The sequence below is a fragment of the Micromonospora sp. MA102 genome (assembly GCF_025460765.1).
GTDB lineage: Bacteria > Actinomycetota > Actinomycetes > Mycobacteriales > Micromonosporaceae > Micromonospora > Micromonospora halotolerans.
In genome coordinates this window covers 88122-107608 of sequence record NZ_JAMWEG010000001.1, presented here as the reverse complement: position 1 = coordinate 107608, position 19487 = coordinate 88122, and the positions used below count along the sequence as shown (strand labels likewise).

The window sequence follows — 19487 nt, the reverse complement described above, 5'->3', positions numbered from 1 at the left end:
GGCAGCGGTACCCTCACTGGCCGGACCCGGAGCGAGCAGGCATGATTTCGTGCCGGGGCGTGCGCGCGTGGGGCGGAACGAGGAGGCAGGGTGGCACGGCGGAGGCTGGGATTCTGGCCACGGTTCGCCGTGGTGCTGGTGAAGCCGGTGTTGACCGTGTGGACGCGCCGCACCTGGCGGGGCATGGAGCACCTGGGCGGCGACGGCGGCATCATCATCGTGCCCAACCACATCTCGCACGCGGACCCGCTGGTGTGCGCGCACTTCATCCACGACGCCGGGCGCTGGCCGCAGTTCCTCGGCAAGGCGAGCGTGTTCCGGGTGCCGGTGATCGGCTGGATCCTGCACCGGTGCCGGCAGATCCCGGTCGAGCGCGGCAGCATCGAGGCGGCCCGGTCGCTGGACAAGCTGGTCGCCGCGGTGCACGCGGGCGGTGCCGTGGTGATCTACCCGGAGGGGACCACGACCCGCGAGCCGGACCTGTGGCCGATGAAGGGCAAGACCGGCGCGGCCCGGCTGGCGCTGGCCACCGGAGCCCCGGTGATCCCGCTCGCCATGATCGGCCCGGAGAAGATGTTCGACCCGCGGACCGCCCGCGTGGGGCTGCGCCCGCGTACCCCGGTGACGGTGGTCGCCGGGCCGCCGATCGACCTGAGCCGGTGGGCGGGCGCCACGCCGACCCGGGCGATCCTGGAGGAGATGACGGACACGATCATGCTGCGGATCCGGGACCTGGTCGCCGAGATCCGCGGCGGGACACCACCACCGCTGTGGGAGCGGCCGGCCGGGACGCGTACGCCCGAGGTGACCGAGTGAGCGGGCACGTCGCGGTGCTGGGGGCGGGCTCGTGGGGCACCGCGTTCGCCAAGATCCTCGCCGACGCCGGCCGGGACGTGACCATCCTGGCCCGGCGGGCCTCGGTGGCCGAGGCGATCCGGACCGGGCGCCACAACCCGGAGTACCTGCCGGACGTGCGGCTGCCCCACCGGGTCACCGCGACCGGCGACGCCGAGGAGGCGATCGCCGGCGCCGAGGTGGTGGTGCTCTCCGTGCCGTCGCAGACGCTGCGCGGCAACCTCGCCGACTGGACCCCGCACCTGGACGCGGACGCCACGCTGGTCTCCCTCATGAAGGGCATCGAGCTGGGCACCACCAAGCGGATGAGCCAGGTGATCATGGAGACCGCCGGGGTGCCGGCCGACCGGGTGGTGGTCGTCTCCGGGCCGAACCTGGCCCCGGAGATCGCCGCCGAGCAGCCGGCCGCGACCGTGGTCGCCGGGACCGACAGCCGCCGGACCGCCCTGGTGCAGTCGTCGATCCGCACGCCGTACTTCCGCCCGTACACCAACGACGACGTGATCGGCTGCGAGCTGGGCGGGGCCGTGAAGAACGTGATCGCCCTGTCGTACGGCATCGCCACCGCGATGGGCTTCGGCGACAACACCCGCGCCATGCTGATGACCCGCGGCCTGGCCGAGACCGCCCGGCTGGGCGTGGCGCTGGGCGCCGACCCGATCACGTTCGCCGGGCTGGCCGGCATGGGCGACCTGGTCGCCTCCTGCTCGTCGCCACTGGCCCGCAACCGCACCTTCGGCGAGCACCTGGGCCGGGGGGAGACCCTGGAGCAGGCCCAGGCGGCCACCCGGCAGACCGCCGAGGGCGTGAAGAGCTGCCTGGCCATCCGGGACCTGGCACGGGCGCACGGGGTGGAGATGCCGATCACCGAGCAGGTCGAGCGGATCTGCCACGAGGGGATGGATCCGCGGCTCGCCGTGGACGCCCTCATGAGCCGGACCGCGAAGCCCGAGTCGTACGAGTGAGGCGGCGATGACCGAGTGGGGTGACGGCACGCGCAGCGTGCACGCGGGCCTGCCCGCGCCGGAACCGGGCCAGCCGTTCCTGCCGGGGCCGGTGTTCGCCGCGCCGTACCACCTCGACCCGTGGCGGGGGCCGGAGGCGACCCCCAACGGGTACGGGCGGCCGGACAACCCCACCCGGCGGCTGCTGGAGGCGGCCGTCGGCGAGCTGGAGGGCGGCGACTGCCGGGTCTTCGCCAGCGGCCAGGCGGCCATCACCGGGCTGCTGCTGGCCGTCCTGCGCCCCGGGGACACCGTGCTGCTCCCCGCCGACGGCTACTTCCCGGTGCGCGCCTTCGCCACCGCCACCCTGGAGAGCATCGGGGTACGCGTCGTCTTCGTGCCGACCGCCGGGCCGTACCCGTCGTTCGAGGGTGTCCGGCTGGTGCTGCTGGAGACCCCGGCGAACCCCGGCCTGGACGTGGCCGACGTGCCGGCGCTGGCCGCCGCGGCGCACGCCGCCGGGGCCCTGGTCGCGGTCGACAACACCACCGCCACCCCGCTCGGGCAGCGCCCGCTGGAGCTCGGCGCCGACGTGGTGGTGGCCTCCGGCACCAAGGCCCTCACCGGCCACTCCGACCTGCTGCTCGGCTACGTGGCGACCCGTTCCCCCGAGCTGCTCGACGCGGTGACCGCCTGGCGGACCACCACGGGCGGGGTGCCCGGGGCGTTCGACTGCTGGCTGGCGCACCGCTCACTGGCGACCGTAGACCTGCGGTTGGCCCGGCAGACCGCCAACGCCGGGGCGCTGGCCCGGCTGCTCGCCGGCCGTGGCGACGTGACCGGCCTGCGCTGGCCCGGGCTGCCGGCCGACCCGGCGTACCCGGTGGCCTCGGTCCAGATGCGACGGATCCCCGGCGTGGTCTCCTTCGACCTGGGCGACGCCGACCGGGTGGCGCGCTTCCTCGACGCGTCCCGCCTGGTGTCCGCCGCCACCTCGTTCGGCGGGCTGCACACCACGGCCGACCGCCGGGCCCAGTGGGGGGACGACACCGCGCCCGGCTTCGTCCGGCTCTCCTGCGGCATCGAGGACGGCGCCGACCTGGTGGCCGACGTGACGGCCGCGCTCGACGCGTCCTGACGCGTGCCGGCCGGCTCCGCTAAGGTGACGGACAGCAGCGGCCCGCGCGGGCCCCGACCGGAGGAGGTGAGACCGATCCACCAGCAGAGGACCGGCGCTCCCTCCGAGTCCGCGTCGCCCCAGGGTTAGGGCGACGCCGGGAGCGCCGACGAGCGTTCCCGAAAGGCCTGCCATGCCACCCACCCTGTTCTCTCCCGACCGTCCCGCCCTCGTCCGCCGGCTGCGCGCCGCCGGCTGCGTCTTCGCCGAGGACGAGGCGGAACTGCTGATCGCCGCCGCCGGGTCGGCCGAGGCGCTGACCGACCTGGTCGACCGCCGGGTCGCCGGACTGCCGCTGGAGCACCTGCTCGGCTGGGCCGAGTTCTGCGGCCTGCGGGTCGCCGTCGACCCTGGGGTGTTCGTACCCCGCGGGCGGACCGCCCTGCTGGTCGCCGCCGCCGCGGCGGTGGCCGGACCGGCGCCCGCCGTGCTCGACCTCTGCTGCGGCTCCGGGGCCGCCGCGCTGGTGCTGCACGGCCGGGTGGCGCCCCGCTGGCTGGCCGCCGCCGACGTCGACCCGGCCGCGGTGACCTGCGCCCGGCGCAACCTGGCCCCGCTGGGCGTACCGGTCTACCAGGGCGACCTGTTCGCCCCGGTGCCGGTGCGGTGGCGGGGGCGGCTGGACCTGGTGGTGGCGAACGCACCGTACGTGCCGAGCGGCGCCGTGGCCATGCTGCCGGCGGAGGCGCGGCTGCACGAGGCCCCGGTTGCGCTGGACGGCGGCGCGGACGGGCTGGCCGTGCTGCGCCGGGTGGCCGCCGGCGCGGCCGAGTGGCTGGCCCCCGGCGGGCACCTGGCGGTGGAGGTGAGCGCCGGCCAGGCCGGGACGCTCTGCGGGATCATGGCCGACGCCGGCCTCGACCCGTCCGTGGTGCACGACGACGACCTGGAGGCCACCGCCGTCACCGCCCGCCGTCCCGGGTGAGACGTCGCCCGACCCCGCCCCGCGCGGAGACCGGGCGGGCGGGGTGGCGCGACCGTGGCGGGACGCCCCGGCGCGAACTAGCCTCGGGTCAGACTCGGCGGGAGGCGGTGGCGGTGGGCAGCGCGGGTGTGCCGGTGGTGGTGGGGCTGGACAACGGCGGCACGAGCAACAACGCCACCGTGCTGACGGTCGACGGCCGGTTCCTGGTGGACGGGCTGGTGGAGATCCCGAGCGAGGTCCAGGCCGGCCCGGACCCCGCGATCGAGGCCCTCGCCCGGGCGCTCGACGGCGTGCTGGCGCTGACCGGCGTGCCCCGCGAGCTGGTCCGCGCGGTCGGGCTGGACACCCCCGGCCCGGCCAGCGCCACCGGGGTGATCTCCTCGCGCGGCTCGACCAACTTCTCCCAGCCGGCGTGGCGCGGCTACGACGTGCGCGGCGCGCTGGAGCACCGGCTCGGCCTGCCGGTGGTCTACGCCAACGACGGCAACGCGGCGGCCCTCTACGCGCACCACGTGCACTTCGGCGCGGACGCGATGGCCCGTTCCTCGGTCGCCGCGATCGTCGGCACCGGGCTCGGCGGCGGTGTGGTGGAGAGCGGCCGGGTGGTCGGCGGGGCGGCCGGCATGGCCGGCGAGTTCGGGCACGTGCACATCCCCCTCGACGGGCTGCTCGGGCCGGGCCAGCCGGTGCCGGTCTGCGCCTGCGGCTTCGCCGGCGACGCGGAGAGCGTCGCCTCGCTCACCGCCATCGCGAACCACCTGCTGCCCTACTGGCTGGGCCGGTTCCCGGGGCACCCGCTGGCTCAGGAGGAGCCGGGTCGGGCGGCGAGGCTGGTCCGCGGCTACGGCGAGCGGGGCGACGCGCTGGCCCGCGAGGTCTTCACGCAGCAGGCCATGGCGCTGGGCCGGCTCTTCACCATCGCGGCCAACTTCACCGACCCGCACGCGTACTTCGTGGGTGGTGGGGTGGTGGAGGCGGCGCCGGAGTTCCGCGACTGGTTCCTGGCCACCGTGCGGGAGCACACCGTGCTCCGCGCCGAGCAGCGCGCGGTGGCCACCTTCGCGCTGGTGCCCGACCGGGACATGGCCGGTGCGCGCGGGGTGGCCATCGCGGCGCTGGAGGCGGTCCGCGGCGGGGCCGCCGCCGGTCCGCTGGTCGCCGGCTGAGCCGCGCAGTCGCCGGCCCGAGGCCCGTGCCGCGGCGCCGCCGACCGGCGGATCAGGGGCGCGGTGGTGCGCCGGTGAAGGCCGCCCACGCGGCCGGCGGGAAGACCAGCACCGGGCCGGCCGGGTCCTTGGAGTCGCGGACCGCGACCGCCTCCGGCAGCGGCGCCATCTCGACGCACGCGCCCTCGTCGCCACTGTGGCTGCTCTTGCGCCAGCCGGTCGCCGGCGGGCGCGGGCTGTTCGTGCCGTTCATGCTCTCTACCTCTCGTTCAGCAGGCGGAGCAGCTCGTCCCGGCTGGCCGCCGGGCTCAGCGCCACGGTCCGCAGGTGCTCCATGATCTTGGTGCAGGTGCGCAGGTCGCCCGGACGGTCCAGCACCATCTGCCCGGCGACGGTCTCCACCGAGGCGATGATCGGATCCTCCGGATCGGCGAACTCCAGAATGTGCAGCGACCCCCGCGTCCCCCGGTGGTATCCGGCGGAGAGGGGGATCACCTGCACCGTGATGTTGGGTAGTTCGGCCATCTTCAGCAGGTGCTGGAGCTGGCCTCCCATCACGGTGCGGTCGCCGACCGGCCGCAGCAGCGCCCCCTCGTCGATGATGGCGTCGAGGATCGGCGGATCGTCACCCATGAGCCGTTGCTGGCGGTCGAGCCGCAGCTTGACCCGCTGCTCCACCTGCTCGTCGCTGAGGGTGTGCGGGCCGCCGCGCATCACCCCACGGATGTAGTCGGCGGTCTGGAGCAGGCCCGGTACCACCGACGGCTCGAAGTTGGCGATGCCGGTGGCCTCCGCCTCCAGGGCGATGAAGTCGATGGTCCGCCGGTCGAGCAGGTACGAGTAGGAGACCCACCAGCCGGGCTTGCGGGCGTCCTTGGCGAGCTGCACGGCCCCGGCGATCTCGTCGGGCCCCACCCCGTAGAGGGTGAGCAGCGCCCGCACGGTGGCCGGGTTGACCAGTGTCTGCGCGTTCTCGTAGCGGGACAGGGTGCTGCGGGTGCTGTTGATCTCGTCGGCGGCGGCCTCCAGGGTGAGGCCGGCGGCCTCCCGGTGGGTCCGCAGGGCGATGCCGAGCCGTCGGGCCCGGGCGGTCTTCGGCGCCATGCATCGATGGTCGCACATCAACGGGAGCTTGGGCATGAGAGAAATCCGATGAGAGTTGCATTCACGCGTGCACACCTGTCAATCTGTGACGGCGTCCTCACCGCCGGTTGTCGTGGCGACGGTGGTGGTGAGCGACCGGAGGGGATGGGGCGCGCGGTGATCGGGTTTTACTCCCCCACGACCCGATCGCCGCGTGCCCGTACCGGACGCCAGACGGGGAGGGATCGCGATGACGGTGACGGCCTGCCACCCCGCCGACGGGGGTGGGCGGCGATGACCCGCTTCCTCGTGGTCCTCACCGACGTGCGCCCCCTCGACGGCATCTGGCGCAACGAGCGGACCAGCCCCGAGCGGCGCCGGCAGGTCGTCGGCGCGACCACCCGCGAGGCGGCGGACCGGATCGCCGGCGCCTTCATGGCGCTGGGCATGGTCCGCGCCGGCCGGCAGCGGGTGAAGGTCATCGCGGTCGGCCGCCGGCGGACCGCGGACCAGTGAGCTGAACCGGGCCCGCCCCCGGGACGCGGTGACGGGGGCGGGGAGCCGGGCGGTCGGTGGCAGGTCCCGCCACCGGCCGCCCGGGCACACCGCCTCCGGCACGCCTCGACCGCACGCATCCGGTTACTCCCCGTATATGCTCTGCTGACCGGTTGCCGTCCGCTGCGTCGTCTCCCCGGGTATCCACCACCGACGCTCGCCACGCACAGTAAGGTCAAGCGGGTGAGCGCCCCCGGCGAGCACGGCAGCCGCAGTCGTGGACGAAGAGGTGACCCGGAGTGACCACCCCAGGCAAGACCCGCGTGGCGATCGTCTTCGGCGGCCGCAGCCCGGAGCACGGCATCTCCTGCGTGAGCGCCGGCAGCGTGCTGGCCGCCCTCGACCCGGACGAGTTCGAGGTCGTGCCGGTCGGCATCACCCGGCAGGGCCAGTGGGTGCTGGCCAGCGGCGACCCCGCCCAGCTCGCCATCGCCGACCGCAAGCTCCCCGAGATCACCGCCGGCTCCGGCGCCGAGCTGGTGCTGCGCGCCGACCCGGCCGTGGGCGGCCTCCTGGTGCTCGACCCGGCCCAGGGCCCCGTGGCGCTGGCCGACGTGGACGTGGTCTTCCCGGTGCTGCACGGCGCCTACGGCGAGGACGGCACCATCCAGGGCATGCTGGAGATGGCCGACATCCCCTACGTCGGCGCGAACGTGTTCGCCTCGGCCGCCGCCATGGACAAGGAGTTCACCAAGAAGCTCTGCGCCGCCGAGGGCATCCCGGTCGGCCCGTACGTGGTGCTGCGCGCCGGGATGACGCTGACCGAGGAGGACAAGGAGCGCCTCGGGCTGCCGGTCTTCGTGAAGCCCTCCCGCGCCGGCTCCTCGTTCGGCATCACGAAGGTCGACGACTGGGCGCAGCTCGACGCGGCGGTCGCCACCGCCCGCGAGATCGACACCAAGGTGCTCGTCGAGGGCGCGATCGTGGGCCGGGAGATCGAGTGCGGCGTGCTGGAGGGCGAGGCCGGCGGCGCCCCGGAGGCGTCGGTGCTGGCCGAGGTGCGGGTGGTCTCCGGCCACGACTGGTACGACTTCGAGGCCAAGTACATCGACGACGCCTGCGAGTACGACATCCCGGCGAACCTGCCCGACCAGGTGACCCGGCAGGTGCGCGAGTACGCCACCCGCGCGTTCACCGCGCTGGACTGCTCCGGACTGGCCCGGGCCGACTTCTTCGTCACCCCGGAGCTGGACGTCTACCTCAACGAGATCAACACGATGCCGGGCTTCACCCCGACCTCGATGTTCCCCCGGATGTGGGCGGCCAGCGGCCTGGAGTATCCGAAGCTGGTCAACCGGCTCATCCGCACGGCCCTGCGCCGCGCCGGCCGCTGACGCCCCCGGCGTCGCGACCGGCCGGCGACGGTCAGGCGGAGCAGCCGGACGGGGCCGTCTTCGCGGCGGGCACCGAGGCGACCACCGCGTCGGCGATCGGCGTGACCCACTGGAGCGGCTGCTCGTACTGCTTCGGGACCCGCACCCGCACCGGGGTCTCCCGGTCGACGGTGGTCAGCACGGTGGCGTCCGCCTCCTGCACGGCGTGCCAGCAGACCTTGTTGACCGACCAGACCTCGTCGGTGGGCTGCACGATCGGCGGCGTGCCGCCGCAGGCCACGGTGAGCGCCGGGTCGCCGTACGCGGCGTTCTGCTCGGGGCCGGCCGTGACCGGTCGCTGCGCCAGGTCGCGGACGGTCGCCGGGAGCTGCGACACCAGGGCGCGGCACACCGTGGCCGGGCGCTCGGCCAGGGCGGGGGCCGGCAGCTCGACCGGCGTGGTCGACTGGGGCCGGGCGGCGCTCGCCGACGGGCTCGGCGCAGCGGTCGGGGAGTCCGGGGCCAGCTTGGCGAAGGTGAACCCCGCCACCGCCAGGGTCACCGGTACCGCGACGAGGGTCGCCCAGAGCGCCGCGCTGCGGCTCGCCCGGTCGCGACGCGCCGGGCGGGACTCCTCGGCGGCCGGGGAGGACGTGATCTGTTCCACTTACAACCGCACCACCGAACACGTGAGGGTGCGGGTGATGCCGGGCACCATCTGCACCTTGCTGACGATGAGTTTGCCCAGCTCGTCGACGGTGTTCGCCTCGGTGAGGACGACCACGTCGTAGGGCCCGGTGACGGCGTCGACGCGTACCACGCCGGCAAGGTCCGCGATCAGACCGGCCACGTCACGCGCCCGACCGACCTCCGTCTGGATGAGGATGTACGCCTGTACCACGACTCGACCTCCGTCCGTCGCCGCCTGGGGCGGCCCGAAGGGTGAAACTACCCTACGGAGCGGCCCTGATCTGTCTCGGTCGTCGGCGCGACGCGGTGAGCGAGCACACGTCGGGGCCGTGGTGGCGGGACTGGGAAGCGTCGAGAGCGCGACGAGGGGACGGCATGACGGTCGCGGGTGTCGGTGAGTTCGGGCTGATCGACCGGGTGACGGCCCGGTTGGCCCAGGGGGAGAGCGTCCTGCTCGGCCCCGGCGACGACGGGGCGGTGGTGGCGGCGCCGGACCGGCGGGTGGTCGCCTCCACCGACGTGCTGGTCGAGGGGCGGCACTTCCGCCGGGACTGGTCGGGGGCCCGGGACGTGGGCCGCCGGGCGGCGGCGGCCAACCTGGCCGACATCGCGGCCATGGGGGCCACCCCGACCGCGCTGCTGGTCGCCCTCTGCATGCCGGCCGACCTCGACCCGGCCTGGGCCGAGGAGCTGGCCGACGGGCTGGGCGCCGAAGCGGCCCTGGTGGGCGCGAGCGTGGTCGGCGGGGACATGTCCGCCAGCCCGACGCTGACCGTCGCGGTGACCGCCCTCGGTGACCTGGGTGGCCGGCCGCCGGTGGTGCGCTCCGGCGCCCGCCCGGGTGACGTGGTGGCGCTCGCGGGGCGCACCGGCTGGGCGGCGGCCGGCTACACGGTGCTGTCCCGGGGCTTCCGCACGCCGCGGCTGCTGGTCGAGGCGTTCCGCCGGCCCGAGGTCCCGTACGCGGCCGGCCCCGACGCCGCCCGGCACGGCGCCACCGCCATGATCGACGTGTCGGACGGGCTGCTGGCCGACCTGGGGCACGTGGCGAAGGCCAGCGGGGTGGCCGTCGACCTGACCCGGGAGGCGTTCGAGGTGCCCCGGCAGATGCGCGACGCGGCGCAGGCGCTCGGCGTCGACCCGTACTCCTGGATCCTCGGCGGGGGCGACGACCACGCCCTGGCCGCGACCTTCCCGGCGACGGCGACGCTGCCGGAGGGCTGGCGGCCGGTCGGGCGGGTGACCGAGGGCGCCGGGGTGACCGTGGACGGCGCGCCGTACGCGGGCCCTGCCGGCTGGGACCACTTCCGCCGCACGGGGTGATCTGCGTCCGATGCGGGTGAACGGGCTCCGGGCGGGCCCGATCCCGGTCGTACCCTGCATGTCGTGAGCGAGATCGAGATCCGGGCGCGGCGCTTCGACGCGCCCGAGTCGCAGGCGTTGATCCGGGCGGCCCTGGCCGACCTCGGCCAGCGGTACGGCGGCAACGGCGACGACACGCCGGTCGACGCGGCCGAGTTCGAGCCGCCCGCCGGCGCCTTCCTGGTCGCCTACCTCGACGGTGAGCCGGTGGGCTGCGGGGGCTGGCGCAGCCACGGCGACGACACGGCCGAGCTGAAGCGGATGTACACGGCGCCGGCCGCCCGGGGCCGGGGCGTGGCCCGCGCGGTGCTCGCGGCCGTCGAGCGGTCCGCCCTCGACCACGGCCGCAAGCGGATGATCCTGGAGTGCGGCGACAAGCAGCCCGAGGCGATCGCCATGTACACCTCGGCCGGCTACGAGCGGATCCCGAACTTCGGCTTCTACCGGGACGCCCCGGGCTGCCTCTCCTACGGCCGCACCCTCTGACCGTCAGCCGACGGTGATCCGGATCTCGTCGGCGGCCCTGCGGGCGGCGCCCTCCGCCTCGGTGGGGGTGGCGCCCCAGGCCAGCAGGTGCCCGCTGCGGTGCGCCGAGGAGAGCAGCTCGGGCACGTGGTCCCCGACCTTCGCCTCGATCTGCAGGTCGAGCACCCCCGGCACCCGCAGGGCGGCCCGCCGGCCGTCCACCGCGGTGACCCGGCCGGGCGGGGCGACCAGGAACTCGACGGCCGCCGCGCCGGTCGGCCGGGCCCGCAGCGCGGGCCGCTCGCCGCGCAGCACCCGCAGGTACGCCTCGATGAAGTCGGCCTCGTAGGCGATCGAGACCAGCGCGGTGATCATGTCGCCCGGCATCCGGGCGGCGCACTCGACAAGCGTCGGCACCCCGTCGACCATGATCCATTCGCTGTGCAGCATCCCGCTGCGGAAGCCGGCCGCCGCGGCGAGCCGGACCGCCGCGTCCCGCAGCGCCCCCTGCGCCGGCCCCGGCAACCCTGACGGCACGGTGTGCCCGGTCTCCACCGGGTACCGGCCGCCGGCGATCCGCTTGTCCGTGACGTTGGCGAAGATCGTCTCGCCCTCGGCGACCAGCAGCTCGACGCTGTGCTCCGAGCCGACCAGCAGCTCCTCCACCAGTACCCCGGTGGGCAGGCCACGCTCGACCGTCTCGGCCGGCTCCGGCGGGGCGGCGCTGGCCGCCCAGCGTCCGGCGATCTCCGCCGGGTCGGTGACCAGCTGCACGCCCAGGCTGCCGGAACGGCGGGTGGGCTTGAGCACGCACCGGCCGCCGTGCGCGCGGGCGAACTCCGCCGCCCGCGCCGGGTCCTCGACCAGCTCGTACGCCGGGTTGGCCAGGCCGGTGGCGTCGGCGAGCTGCCGCATCCGGTGCTTGTCGGAGAAGACGTCCGCGGCGGCCACCCCGGCGCCGGGCAGACCGAGCCGGTCGGCCAGCCGGGCCGCGGCGCCGACCGCGTACTCCAGGCCGGGCAGGACCAGCCGGGCGCCGGCGAGGCCGGGCTCCCGGGCGAGCAGGGCGTCGGCGTCGAACCCGGTCTGGTACTCGGCCGGCACCAGTCGGGCGACCATCGACAGGCCGGCGACGAAGCGGTCCAGGCCGCGGCGGCGGATCACATCCGGCTCCTCGACCAGGACCACGCTGCCGGCCGGCAGCTCCTGGTCGAACCAGCGCAGCGAGCCGAACGACCCGCCGATCACCACCAGCTGCTCCCGCCCCAGGTCCAGCTCCACGGGTCGTACCTCCCCACGCCTCACGCCGGAACGGACGGCCGGCGCAGCAGCACCCTAACCGGGCCGGCGCGGCCGGTCGCCGGACGGTCGGCGACCCGTCAGCGGGAGACCGTGGGCACGACGAAAGCCGGCGGACCCGAGGGGTCCGCCGGCATCCGGCGAAACTGTGCAGGCGGTGCTTACCGCGTCAGGCGCGGGCGACCTTGCCGGCCTTGATGCACGAGGTGCAGACCTGCAACTTCTTGGTGGTGCCGCCACCGGCCGGGGTGCGCACCGACTGGATGTTCGGGTTCCAGCGGCGGTTGGTCTTCTTCTTGGACCAGGGCACGTTGTGGCCGAAGCCCGGCCCCTTGCCACAGACGTCGCACACGCTAGCCACGGGATACTCCTGGGATTGAAACGTTCATGAGGTCGCCGCCAGGCGCAGCCCGGGCAACCTGGCCAGGTTACCCGATGACCGGCCCGGACGCCCAACCGGCCCGGTCGGGACCGGCCCAGCGTACCGGCGGGGACGGCCGGCGGGCGACGGGCCGGTCCCCGGGCCGTCCCGGACACGCCGGGCGGACGTGGCCGGCCCCGGCGGGTGTCGGTGCGCGCCAGTAGGCTTCCCGACGTGCTGGACACCCTCGACGCCGCCGCGGTGCGCCGCTGGTGCGCGAGCGGCCTGGCCGCCCTCCAGCGCCACCAGGGCGAGATCGACGAGCTCAACGTCTACCCGGTCCCCGACGGCGACACCGGCACCAACCTGGTGCTCACCCTCACCTCGGCGCAGCAGGCCCTCGCCATGGACCTGGAGACCCTTCCCGACGACGGGCACACCCCGCACGGCCACGCCCTGCGGCTGATGGCCCGGGGCGCGCTGCTCGGGGCGCGGGGCAACTCCGGGGTGATCGTCTCGCAGATCCTGCGCGGCTTCGCCGACGCGCTCTCCGCCGCGCCGGCGGTCCGCGGCCGGCAGCTCGCCGCCGCGCTGGCCGACGCCACCACCGCCGCCTACGCCGCGGTCGCCCATCCGGTCGAGGGCACCCTGCTCAGCGTGGTCGCCGCCGCCGCCCGCGCGGCCGAGCGGGCGGACACCGACGACCTGTGCGCGGTGGCCCGGGCGGCGGCCGGCGAGGCGGCCCGCGCGCTGGCGCGCACCCCCGAGCAGCTGCCCGCGCTCGCCCGGGCCGGCGTGGTCGACGCCGGCGGGCGCGGCCTCTGCCTGCTGCTCGACGCGCTGGTCGAGGTGGTCACCGGGGAGAGCCCGCGCCAGCCGGCGCCCGCGCCGCCCGCGGCCCGCGCGCCCGCCACCGCCGTCCGGGAGACCGGCTCCCCGGCGTACGACTACGAGGTGCAGTACCTGCTCGACGCCACCGACGAGGCGGTGACCCGGCTGCGCGGCGAACTGGACGCGCTCGGCGACTCCCTGGTGATCGTCGGCGACCGCGGCACGTGGAACGTGCACGTGCACGTCAACGACGTCGGGGCGGCCGTCGAGGCCGGCGTGGTGGCCGGCCGGCCGCACCGGATCACGGTGACCCGGTTCGCCGACCAGGCGGCCCCGGCGCCGACTCCTCCGGCGGCGCGGCCCGACGGCCGGGCCGCCGTGGTGGTCGCCACCGGCGCCGGCATCGCCGAGCTGTTCGGCGCCGAGGGCGCCACCGTGGTGCCGGCCAACCCGTCCACCGGCGAGCTGCTCGACGCCATCCGGGCCACCCGCGCCGCCCGGGTGGTGGTGCTGCCCAACGACCCCAACACCCAGTCGGTGGCGAGCGCCGCCGCCCGGGAGGCGCACGGGCTCGGGGTGAAGGTGAGCGTGGTGCCCACCCGGTCCCCGGTGCAGGCCCTCGCCGCCCTCGCCGTGCGGGACCCGAAGCGGCGCTTCGAGGACGACGTCATCGCCATGGCCGAGGCCGCCGGCGCCTGCCGCTACGCCGAGGTCTGCCACGCGAGCAGAGAGGCGCTCACCGTGGCCGGGCCGTGCCGGCCGGGCGACGTGCTGGCGCTGGTCGAGGGCGAGGTGCACCTCATCGGCGCCGATCTCCTCGGCACCTGCACCGCCGTGGTCGACCGGATGCTCGGCGGTGGTGGCGAGCTGGTCACCCTGCTCTGCGGGGCGGACGCCCCGGCCGGGCTGGCCGACCGCGTACGCGAGCACGTCGAGCGGTCCTGGCCGTTCGTCGAGGTGCAGGCGTACGAGGGCGGGCAGCCGCACTATCCGCTCCTGCTGGGGGTCGAATGACGAGCGAACCGGCCACCGTGGACACGCCGCTCAAGAAGCTGGTCGGGGAGCGCACCGCCAAGGCCCTGGCGAGCCACCTCGACCTGCACACCGCCGGCGACCTGATCTACCACTTCCCCCGCCGCTACGACGAACGCGGCGAGCACACCGACATCCGCTCGCTGGATGTGGGGGAGCAGGTCACCGTGCTGGCGCAGGTGCAGCGCACCGCGGTCCGGCCGATGCGGCAGCGCCGGGGCAACCTGCTGGAGGTCACCGTCGGCGACGGCTCCGGCGGGGTGCTCACCTGCACCTTCTTCGGCAACCAGGCGTGGCGGGAGCGGGAGCTGCGCCCCGGCCGCTGGGGGCTGTTCGCCGGCAAGGTGACCGAGTTCCGGGGCAAGCGGCAGCTCAACGGCCCGGAATACGTGCTGCTCGGCGAGGGCGGCGACGGCGAGGCGGCGGCCAACGAGGAGGTCGAGGAGTTCGCCGGGGCGCTCATCCCGGTCTACCCGGCCGCGGCGGCCGTGCCGACCTGGGTGATCGCCCGCTGCGTGCGGGTGGTGCTGGACACCTTCACCCCGCCGGACGACCCGCTGCCCGCCACCGTGCGGGCCAGCCGCAACCTGGTCGGCATCGGCGCCGCGCTGCGCGAGATCCACCGGCCCACCAGCAAGGAGGAGCTCTACAGAGCGCGCCGCCGGCTCAAGTGGGACGAGGCGTTCGCCGTGCAGCTCACCCTGGTCCAGCGCAAGCACCGCGCCGCGGCGTGGCCCGCGAAGGCCCGGCCGGCGAAGGCCGGCGGGCTGCTCGACGCGTTCGACGCCCGGCTGCCGTACGAGCTGACGTCCGGCCAGCAGGCCGTCGGCCGGGAGATCGCCGCCGACCTGGCCACCGCGCACCCGATGCACCGGCTGCTGCAGGGCGAGGTGGGCTCCGGCAAGACCGTGGTCGCACTGCGGGCCATGCTGCAGGTGGTCGACGCCGGCGGGCAGGCCGCGCTGCTCGCCCCGACCGAGGTGCTGGCCGCCCAGCACCACCGGGGCATGCTGGACCTGCTCGGCCCGCTCGCCCGTGCCGGGGAGCTGGGCGCCGCCGACGACGCCACCCGGGTGGAGCTGGTCACCGGCTCGCTGGGCGCGGCCGCCCGCCGGCGGGCGCTCACCGAGGTGGCCGAGGGGCGCGCCGGCATCGTGCTCGGCACCCACGCCCTGCTCTACGAGGGGGTCGACTTCTCCGACCTGGGGCTCGTGGTGGTCGACGAGCAGCACCGGTTCGGCGTGGAGCAGCGGGACGCGCTGCGGGCCAAGGCCGACCAGCCGCCGCACGTGCTCGTCATGACGGCCACCCCGATCCCGCGCACGGTCGCCATGACCGTCTACGGCGACCTGGAGATCTCCACGCTGTCGCAGCTGCCGCAGGGCCGCTCGCCGATCGCCTCGCACGTGGTGCCGGCCGCCGAGAAGCCCGCCTTCCTCGACCGGGCCTGGCGCCGGCTGCGCGAGGAGGTCGCCAAGGGTCACCAGGCGTACGTGGTCTGCCCGCGGATCGGTGAGGGTCCGGCCTCGGACGAGGAGGCGCCGAGGGAGGACGACTCCGGCCGCCGGCCCCCGCTCGCCGTCACCGAGGTGGCCCCGCTGCTCGCCGAGGGGCCCCTGCACGGGCTGCGGATCGGGGTGCTGCACGGGCGGCTGCCGGCCGACGAGAAGGACTCGGTGATGCGCTCCTTCGCCGCCGGCGACCTGGACGTGCTGGTGGCGACCACGGTGGTCGAGGTGGGCGTCAACGTGCCCAACGCCACCGTGATGATCGTGCTGGACGCCGACCGGTTCGGCGTCTCCCAGCTGCACCAGCTGCGCGGCCGGGTGGGCCGCGGCTCGGCGGCCGGCCTCTGCCTGCTGGTCAGCGAGGCGATGGAGGGTTCCTCCGCCCGGGAACGGCTCGACGCGGTCGCCTCCACCACCGACGGGTTCAAGCTCGCCGAGCTGGACCTGGAGCAGCGCCGGGAGGGCGACGTGCTCGGCGCCACCCAGTCCGGCCGCCGGTCCCACCTGCGCCTGCTGTCGCTGCTGCGCGACACCGACCTGATCCGCGACGCGCGGGCCGAGGCGATCACCCTGGTCGAGGAGGACCCGGAGCTGGCCCGGCATCCGGCGCTGGCCGCCTCGGTGGCCGCCCTGGTCGACGAGGAGCGCGCCGAATACCTGGAGAAGGGCTGACCCCACCGGGCGGCCGTCCCGGCCTAGGCTCGTCGGATGCCGAAACCCTCTCTCGATCGCGGCGTGCTCCTGCTGGCGCGGGGCGACGACATCCTGATGTCCCGGGTCACCGGCGCGGCCGACGCGGACAGCGCGGCCCCCTGCACGCCCGCGACCCGGTTCCAGATCGCCTCGATCAGCAAGCAGATGGCGGCCGCCGCGGTGCTGCTCCTCGCCGAGCGGGGCGCGTTCCGCCTGGACGATCCGGTCAGCCGCTGGCTGCCCCGCCCGCCGTCGGCCTGGTCCGGGATCACCCTGCACCACCTGCTCACCCACACCTCCGGCCTGGGCCACTGGGAGGACTACCCGATGATCGACCTGGCGGCGCCCGCCGAGCCGGACGAGTTGCTGGGCGTCTTCGCCGGTGTGCCGCCGCTGTTCGCCCCCGGGGCCGGCTGGCACTACAGCAGCCCGGGCTTCGTCCTGCTGGCCCGGGCGGTCGAACAGGTGGCCGGTCGGCCGTACGCCGCGTTCCTCGCCGACGAGGTCTTCGCGCCGCTCGGCATGACGGGCAGCTTCGCCGGTTCCGGCGCGGGGCGGGACGACGTGGCGACGGGACACGAGGGCGGCAAGCCGGTGCCGTCCTGGGACCTGGAGACGGTGAGCATGGGCGCCGGTGACGTCTGGTGCACCGGGGCGGACCTGCTCACCTGGCTGGACGTGCCCCGCCGGGCCCGGTTGCTGGGGCCCGCCGCGGCGGCCGCGATGATCGCCCCGCACGCGCCGACCGGCCGCCCCGACGAGGCGTACGGCTACGGCTGGTTCGTCGGTTCGCTGGCCGGGGAACGGGCGGTGCACCACTCCGGGGACAACGGTGGCTACAAGGCGTTCGCCGGTTGGTTCCCCGACTCGGACCGGCGTCTCGTGGTGCTGACCAACCAGGCGGAGATCGATCCCGCGCTGCTGAAGGCGGAGCTGGAATGAGCCGAGGGCGCGCCGGCCGGGTGGTCGGCGCGCCCTCGGATCAGGCGTACGTCAGGCGGTGAAGCGGATCCGGCGACGGCGGGCGATCACGAACAGCACCGCACCGGCGGCGAGCAGCACGGCGGCGCCACCGGCGATGGCGCCCGCGGCCGGGCCGGTGACGGGCAGGCCGCCGCCCTGGCCGGAGCAGTCCTTCGGCTGGGTGTACGGGATGGTCTCGGAGTCGTCGACCACGTCGTACTTCACGGTGACCTTGAGGCCCTGGTAGGCGTCGAAGTCGGCCGACGCGGTCCGGCCCGGCTGAGAGACGAGCTTCTTGGTGACGCCCTTCTCGGTGGTCAGCGTGGCGGTGAAGGGGATGCCCTTCACCGGGTTCTCCACGATGAAGGTCATCGTGTCGCAGTCCTGGTCCAGCTTGAAGATCGGCTCGGCCGGCGCGGCGGGAGCGGACGGGCTCGGCGGGTTGGAGGCGGACGGCGACGGGGTGGGCTCCGGCGACCCGCTCGGCTCGGGCGTGGCGCTCGGTGACGGCGAGCTGGGCGACGGCGACGGGGTCTCCTCCGCCTCGCAGTTCCGGCTGGGCTGGGCCACGACGGTGCGCTCACCGTCGTGGGACTGCCGGCCCCGCTCCCAGTGCGCGCCGACGGTCAGCTCCAGCTTGGGGATGGCGCCCTGGAACGTGTAGGTCTGGCTCCCGGTGAGCGGCCCGTCGCCCTGCTTCTTCAGCTCCGCGCCGACGGCCAGCGCGCCGGTGACGGGGCCGGGCACGGTGGACTCCAGCTTGGTGATGCGGCCGGAGATGTCGGTCTCGCTGCTGATCACCGACCAGTTGACGGTGACCTTGCCGTCCCGGGTGGCGCAGTAGCTGCCCGAGGGCTCGGGGTGGTGGGCCGCGGCGGGGCCGGCGACGGTGGCCACGCCCGCGAGGCCGATCAGCGCGCCGGCGGTGAGGACGGCGGCACGCCGGAGGTGGAGACGGTTCACGCCTACTCCTGGTGAGGGGAGGATGGGGGGAATGCGGGCGGACGGACCTTAGCCACGCGTCCGCACGACAATCGGGCAGACCCTAGCGAGATCGACAGCGTGGGCGTTACCGCAACCCACGGGTCGTAAAGGGTCCGTTATAGATTTGAGATCATTGATGTACCGGCCGTGACGAGCCGTGGCCGCGGGGTGGTCCGCGCGCCCCGATCCGGACATCGCGTAGCGTCGGGGCATGCGGAGGGAGCGACGGTGACCCGGATCGTGGGCGGGACGCTCGGCGGCAGGCGGCTCGCCGCCCCACCCGGCGCCGGCACCCGGCCGACCTCCGACCGGGTCCGGGAGGCGCTGTTCAGCGCCGTGCAGGCCGAGCTCGACCTCGACGGGGCGCGCGTCGCCGACCTCTACGCCGGCTCCGGCGCGGTCGGCCTGGAGGCGCTGTCCCGGGGCGCCGCCCACGTGCTGCTCGTCGAGTCCGACGCCCGCGCCGCCCGGGTGATCCGGGAGAACGTGGCCGCGCTCCGGGCCGCGCCGGCCGCCCGCCTGGTCACCGGCCGGGTGGCGACCGTGCTCGCCGCCGGCCCGGACGGCGGGCCGTACGACCTGGTCTTCGCCGACCCGCCCTACGCCGTGCCCGACAGCGAGATCACCGCGATGCTGGCCGCGCTGGTCGGCGGCGGCTGGCTGGCCCCGGACGCCCTGGTGGTCGTCGAGCGGTCCAGCCGCACCGGACCGGTCGAGTGGGTGGACGGCGTCACTGGCGAGCGCAGCCGCCGCTACGGCGAGACCACCCTTTGGTACGGTCGCCGATCATGAGACGTGCGGTCTGTCCCGGCTCGTTCGACCCGGTCACCAACGGACACCTCGACATCATCGGCCGGGCGAGCCGGCTCTTCGACGAGGTGATCGTCGGCGTGCTGGTCAACCAGTCGAAGCAGGGACTGTTCACGGTCGAGGAGCGGATCGACATGCTCCGCGAGGTGACCTCCTCGTACGACAACGTGCGGGTCGAGTCGTTCCGCGGGCTGCTTGTCGACTTCTGCCGCGCCCAGCAGGCGAGTGTGCTGATCAAGGGCCTGCGCGCGGTCAGCGACTTCGACTACGAGCTCCAGATGGCCCAGATGAACATCGGCCTGGCCGGCGTGGAGACGCTCTTCATGCCGACCAACCCGCTCTACTCGTTCCTCTCCTCCAGCCTGGTCAAGGACGTCGCCAAGTGGGGCGGGGACATCTCCGCGCACGTCCCGGACGTGGTCCGCGAGGAGCTGGTGGCTCGGCTGCGCCGCTGACCGGCCGCGCCGGGCC

21 protein-coding genes are annotated in these 19487 nt (G+C 75.1%); 14 read left to right on the top strand and 7 right to left on the bottom strand.

Annotated features, from left to right (window positions below; all coding sequences use genetic code 11):
* Positions 1-90 precede the first annotated feature (90 nt).
* The 5 genes from NFX44_RS00520 (at position 91) to NFX44_RS00500 (ending at position 5067) form a co-directional block, all read left to right on the top strand.
* Entirely contained in the window at positions 91-816 is a 726-nt protein-coding gene (locus NFX44_RS00520; protein WP_262281463.1) for a 1-acyl-sn-glycerol-3-phosphate acyltransferase, read from the top strand.
* The gene (locus NFX44_RS00515; RefSeq protein WP_262281462.1) at positions 813-1820 is read left to right on the top strand and encodes an NAD(P)H-dependent glycerol-3-phosphate dehydrogenase; all 1008 of its coding nucleotides are present in this window, start codon (positions 813-815) and stop codon (positions 1818-1820) included. Before NFX44_RS00520 ends, NFX44_RS00515 begins: the two co-directional genes overlap by 4 nt.
* A 7-nt stretch (positions 1821-1827) precedes the next feature.
* Positions 1828-2937, top strand: a complete 1110-nt coding sequence (locus NFX44_RS00510) for a cystathionine gamma-lyase (protein WP_262281461.1) — start codon at positions 1828-1830, stop codon at positions 2935-2937.
* Positions 2938-3109: 172 nt separating this feature from the next.
* Positions 3110-3901, top strand: coding sequence for a putative protein N(5)-glutamine methyltransferase (locus NFX44_RS00505; RefSeq protein WP_262281460.1), 792 nt, complete (start codon positions 3110-3112; stop codon positions 3899-3901).
* A 113-nt stretch (positions 3902-4014) separates the two neighbouring features.
* Positions 4015-5067, top strand: a complete 1053-nt coding sequence (locus tag NFX44_RS00500) for an ROK family protein (RefSeq protein WP_262281459.1) — start codon at positions 4015-4017, stop codon at positions 5065-5067.
* A gap of 52 nt (positions 5068-5119) precedes the next feature.
* Here the strand turns inward: NFX44_RS00500 and NFX44_RS00495 are convergent, their stop codons facing one another.
* Together NFX44_RS00495 and NFX44_RS00490 are read right to left on the bottom strand one after the other, a co-directional pair.
* Positions 5120-5320 carry a DUF397 domain-containing protein gene (locus NFX44_RS00495; protein WP_262281458.1) on the bottom strand — a complete coding sequence of 67 codons (201 nt, stop codon included), beginning with the start codon at positions 5318-5320 and terminating at the stop codon, positions 5120-5122.
* A 5-nt stretch (positions 5321-5325) separates the two neighbouring features.
* On the bottom strand, positions 5326-6171 hold the full coding sequence (locus NFX44_RS00490; protein WP_262281457.1) for a helix-turn-helix transcriptional regulator: 846 nt from the start codon (positions 6169-6171) through the stop codon (positions 5326-5328).
* Between the two features lie 273 nt (positions 6172-6444).
* Between NFX44_RS00490 and NFX44_RS00485 the strand changes: the two genes are divergently transcribed.
* Both NFX44_RS00485 and NFX44_RS00480 read left to right on the top strand, forming a co-directional pair.
* Entirely contained in the window at positions 6445-6666 is a 222-nt protein-coding gene (locus tag NFX44_RS00485) for a hypothetical protein (RefSeq protein ID WP_262281456.1), read from the top strand.
* A gap of 278 nt (positions 6667-6944) precedes the next feature.
* The gene (locus NFX44_RS00480; RefSeq protein WP_262281455.1) at positions 6945-8039 is read left to right on the top strand and encodes a D-alanine--D-alanine ligase family protein; all 1095 of its coding nucleotides are present in this window, start codon (positions 6945-6947) and stop codon (positions 8037-8039) included.
* 31 nt (positions 8040-8070) lie between these two features.
* On the opposite strand, the gene NFX44_RS00475 is transcribed toward NFX44_RS00480, so the two are convergent.
* Entirely contained in the window at positions 8071-8685 is a 615-nt protein-coding gene (locus tag NFX44_RS00475) for a DUF3515 domain-containing protein (RefSeq protein WP_262281454.1), read from the bottom strand.
* Positions 8686-8919, bottom strand: a complete 234-nt coding sequence (locus NFX44_RS00470) for an Lrp/AsnC ligand binding domain-containing protein (protein ID WP_013284547.1) — start codon at positions 8917-8919, stop codon at positions 8686-8688.
* 164 nt (positions 8920-9083) lie between these two features.
* Between NFX44_RS00470 and NFX44_RS00465 the strand changes: the two genes are divergently transcribed.
* Positions 9084-10031, top strand: a complete 948-nt coding sequence (locus NFX44_RS00465) for a thiamine-phosphate kinase (protein ID WP_262281453.1) — start codon at positions 9084-9086, stop codon at positions 10029-10031.
* Between the two features lie 63 nt (positions 10032-10094).
* Complete coding sequence (locus NFX44_RS00460) at positions 10095-10556, top strand: GNAT family N-acetyltransferase (protein WP_262281452.1); 462 nt, start codon at positions 10095-10097, stop codon at positions 10554-10556.
* Between the two features lie 3 nt (positions 10557-10559).
* On the opposite strand, the gene NFX44_RS00455 is transcribed toward NFX44_RS00460, so the two are convergent.
* Both NFX44_RS00455 and rpmB read right to left on the bottom strand, forming a co-directional pair.
* Complete coding sequence (locus NFX44_RS00455) at positions 10560-11816, bottom strand: ATP-grasp domain-containing protein (protein ID WP_262281451.1); 1257 nt, start codon at positions 11814-11816, stop codon at positions 10560-10562.
* A gap of 187 nt (positions 11817-12003) precedes the next feature.
* Positions 12004-12195, bottom strand: a complete 192-nt coding sequence (gene rpmB / locus NFX44_RS00450) for a 50S ribosomal protein L28 (RefSeq protein ID WP_091064024.1) — start codon at positions 12193-12195, stop codon at positions 12004-12006.
* A gap of 234 nt (positions 12196-12429) precedes the next feature.
* On the opposite strand from rpmB, the gene NFX44_RS00445 reads away from it, so the two are divergent.
* The 3 genes from NFX44_RS00445 to NFX44_RS00435 are packed head-to-tail and all read left to right on the top strand — an operon-like array spanning position 12430 to position 17201.
* Positions 12430-14040 carry a DAK2 domain-containing protein gene (locus NFX44_RS00445; protein ID WP_262281450.1) on the top strand — a complete coding sequence of 537 codons (1611 nt, stop codon included), beginning with the start codon at positions 12430-12432 and terminating at the stop codon, positions 14038-14040.
* The gene (gene recG / locus NFX44_RS00440; RefSeq protein ID WP_262281449.1) at positions 14037-16238 is read left to right on the top strand and encodes an ATP-dependent DNA helicase RecG; all 2202 of its coding nucleotides are present in this window, start codon (positions 14037-14039) and stop codon (positions 16236-16238) included. Before NFX44_RS00445 ends, recG begins: the two co-directional genes overlap by 4 nt.
* A 36-nt stretch (positions 16239-16274) precedes the next feature.
* Positions 16275-17201, top strand: a complete 927-nt coding sequence (locus tag NFX44_RS00435; protein ID WP_262281448.1) for a serine hydrolase — start codon at positions 16275-16277, stop codon at positions 17199-17201.
* A gap of 51 nt (positions 17202-17252) precedes the next feature.
* Here NFX44_RS00435 and NFX44_RS00430 read toward each other — a convergent pair whose 3' ends face one another.
* Positions 17253-18185: a cell wall anchor protein gene (locus NFX44_RS00430; RefSeq protein ID WP_262281447.1), complete on the bottom strand. Its 933-nt coding sequence runs from the start codon at positions 18183-18185 to the stop codon at positions 17253-17255.
* Between the two features lie 249 nt (positions 18186-18434).
* On the opposite strand from NFX44_RS00430, the gene rsmD reads away from it, so the two are divergent.
* Both rsmD and coaD read left to right on the top strand, forming a co-directional pair.
* A complete protein-coding gene (gene rsmD / locus NFX44_RS00425; RefSeq protein ID WP_262281446.1) occupies positions 18435-18998 on the top strand; it encodes a 16S rRNA (guanine(966)-N(2))-methyltransferase RsmD in 564 nt (187 codons plus the stop codon).
* Positions 18995-19471, top strand: a complete 477-nt coding sequence (coaD, locus tag NFX44_RS00420) for a pantetheine-phosphate adenylyltransferase (protein ID WP_091312514.1) — start codon at positions 18995-18997, stop codon at positions 19469-19471. The genes rsmD and coaD overlap by 4 nt, the downstream gene beginning before the upstream one ends.
* Positions 19472-19487: the final 16 nt, after the last annotated feature.

Excerpts from the sequence above, each read along its gene's own strand:
- NFX44_RS00505 (WP_262281460.1), top strand. The coding sequence starts at position 3,110 with ATGCCACCCACCCTGTTCTCTCCCGACCGTCCCGCCCTCGTCCGCCGG.
- coaD (WP_091312514.1), top strand. The coding sequence starts at position 18,995 with ATGAGACGTGCGGTCTGTCCCGGCTCGTTCGACCCGGTCACCAACGGA.
- NFX44_RS00510 (WP_262281461.1), top strand. The coding sequence starts at position 1,828 with ATGACCGAGTGGGGTGACGGCACGCGCAGCGTGCACGCGGGCCTGCCC.
- NFX44_RS00485 (WP_262281456.1), top strand. The coding sequence starts at position 6,445 with ATGACCCGCTTCCTCGTGGTCCTCACCGACGTGCGCCCCCTCGACGGC.
- NFX44_RS00435 (WP_262281448.1), top strand. The coding sequence starts at position 16,275 with ATGCCGAAACCCTCTCTCGATCGCGGCGTGCTCCTGCTGGCGCGGGGC.
- recG (WP_262281449.1), top strand. The coding sequence starts at position 14,037 with ATGACGAGCGAACCGGCCACCGTGGACACGCCGCTCAAGAAGCTGGTC.
- NFX44_RS00495 (WP_262281458.1), bottom strand. The coding sequence starts at position 5,320 with ATGAACGGCACGAACAGCCCGCGCCCGCCGGCGACCGGCTGGCGCAAG.
- NFX44_RS00465 (WP_262281453.1), top strand. The coding sequence starts at position 9,084 with ATGACGGTCGCGGGTGTCGGTGAGTTCGGGCTGATCGACCGGGTGACG.
- NFX44_RS00490 (WP_262281457.1), bottom strand. The coding sequence starts at position 6,171 with ATGGCGCCGAAGACCGCCCGGGCCCGACGGCTCGGCATCGCCCTGCGG.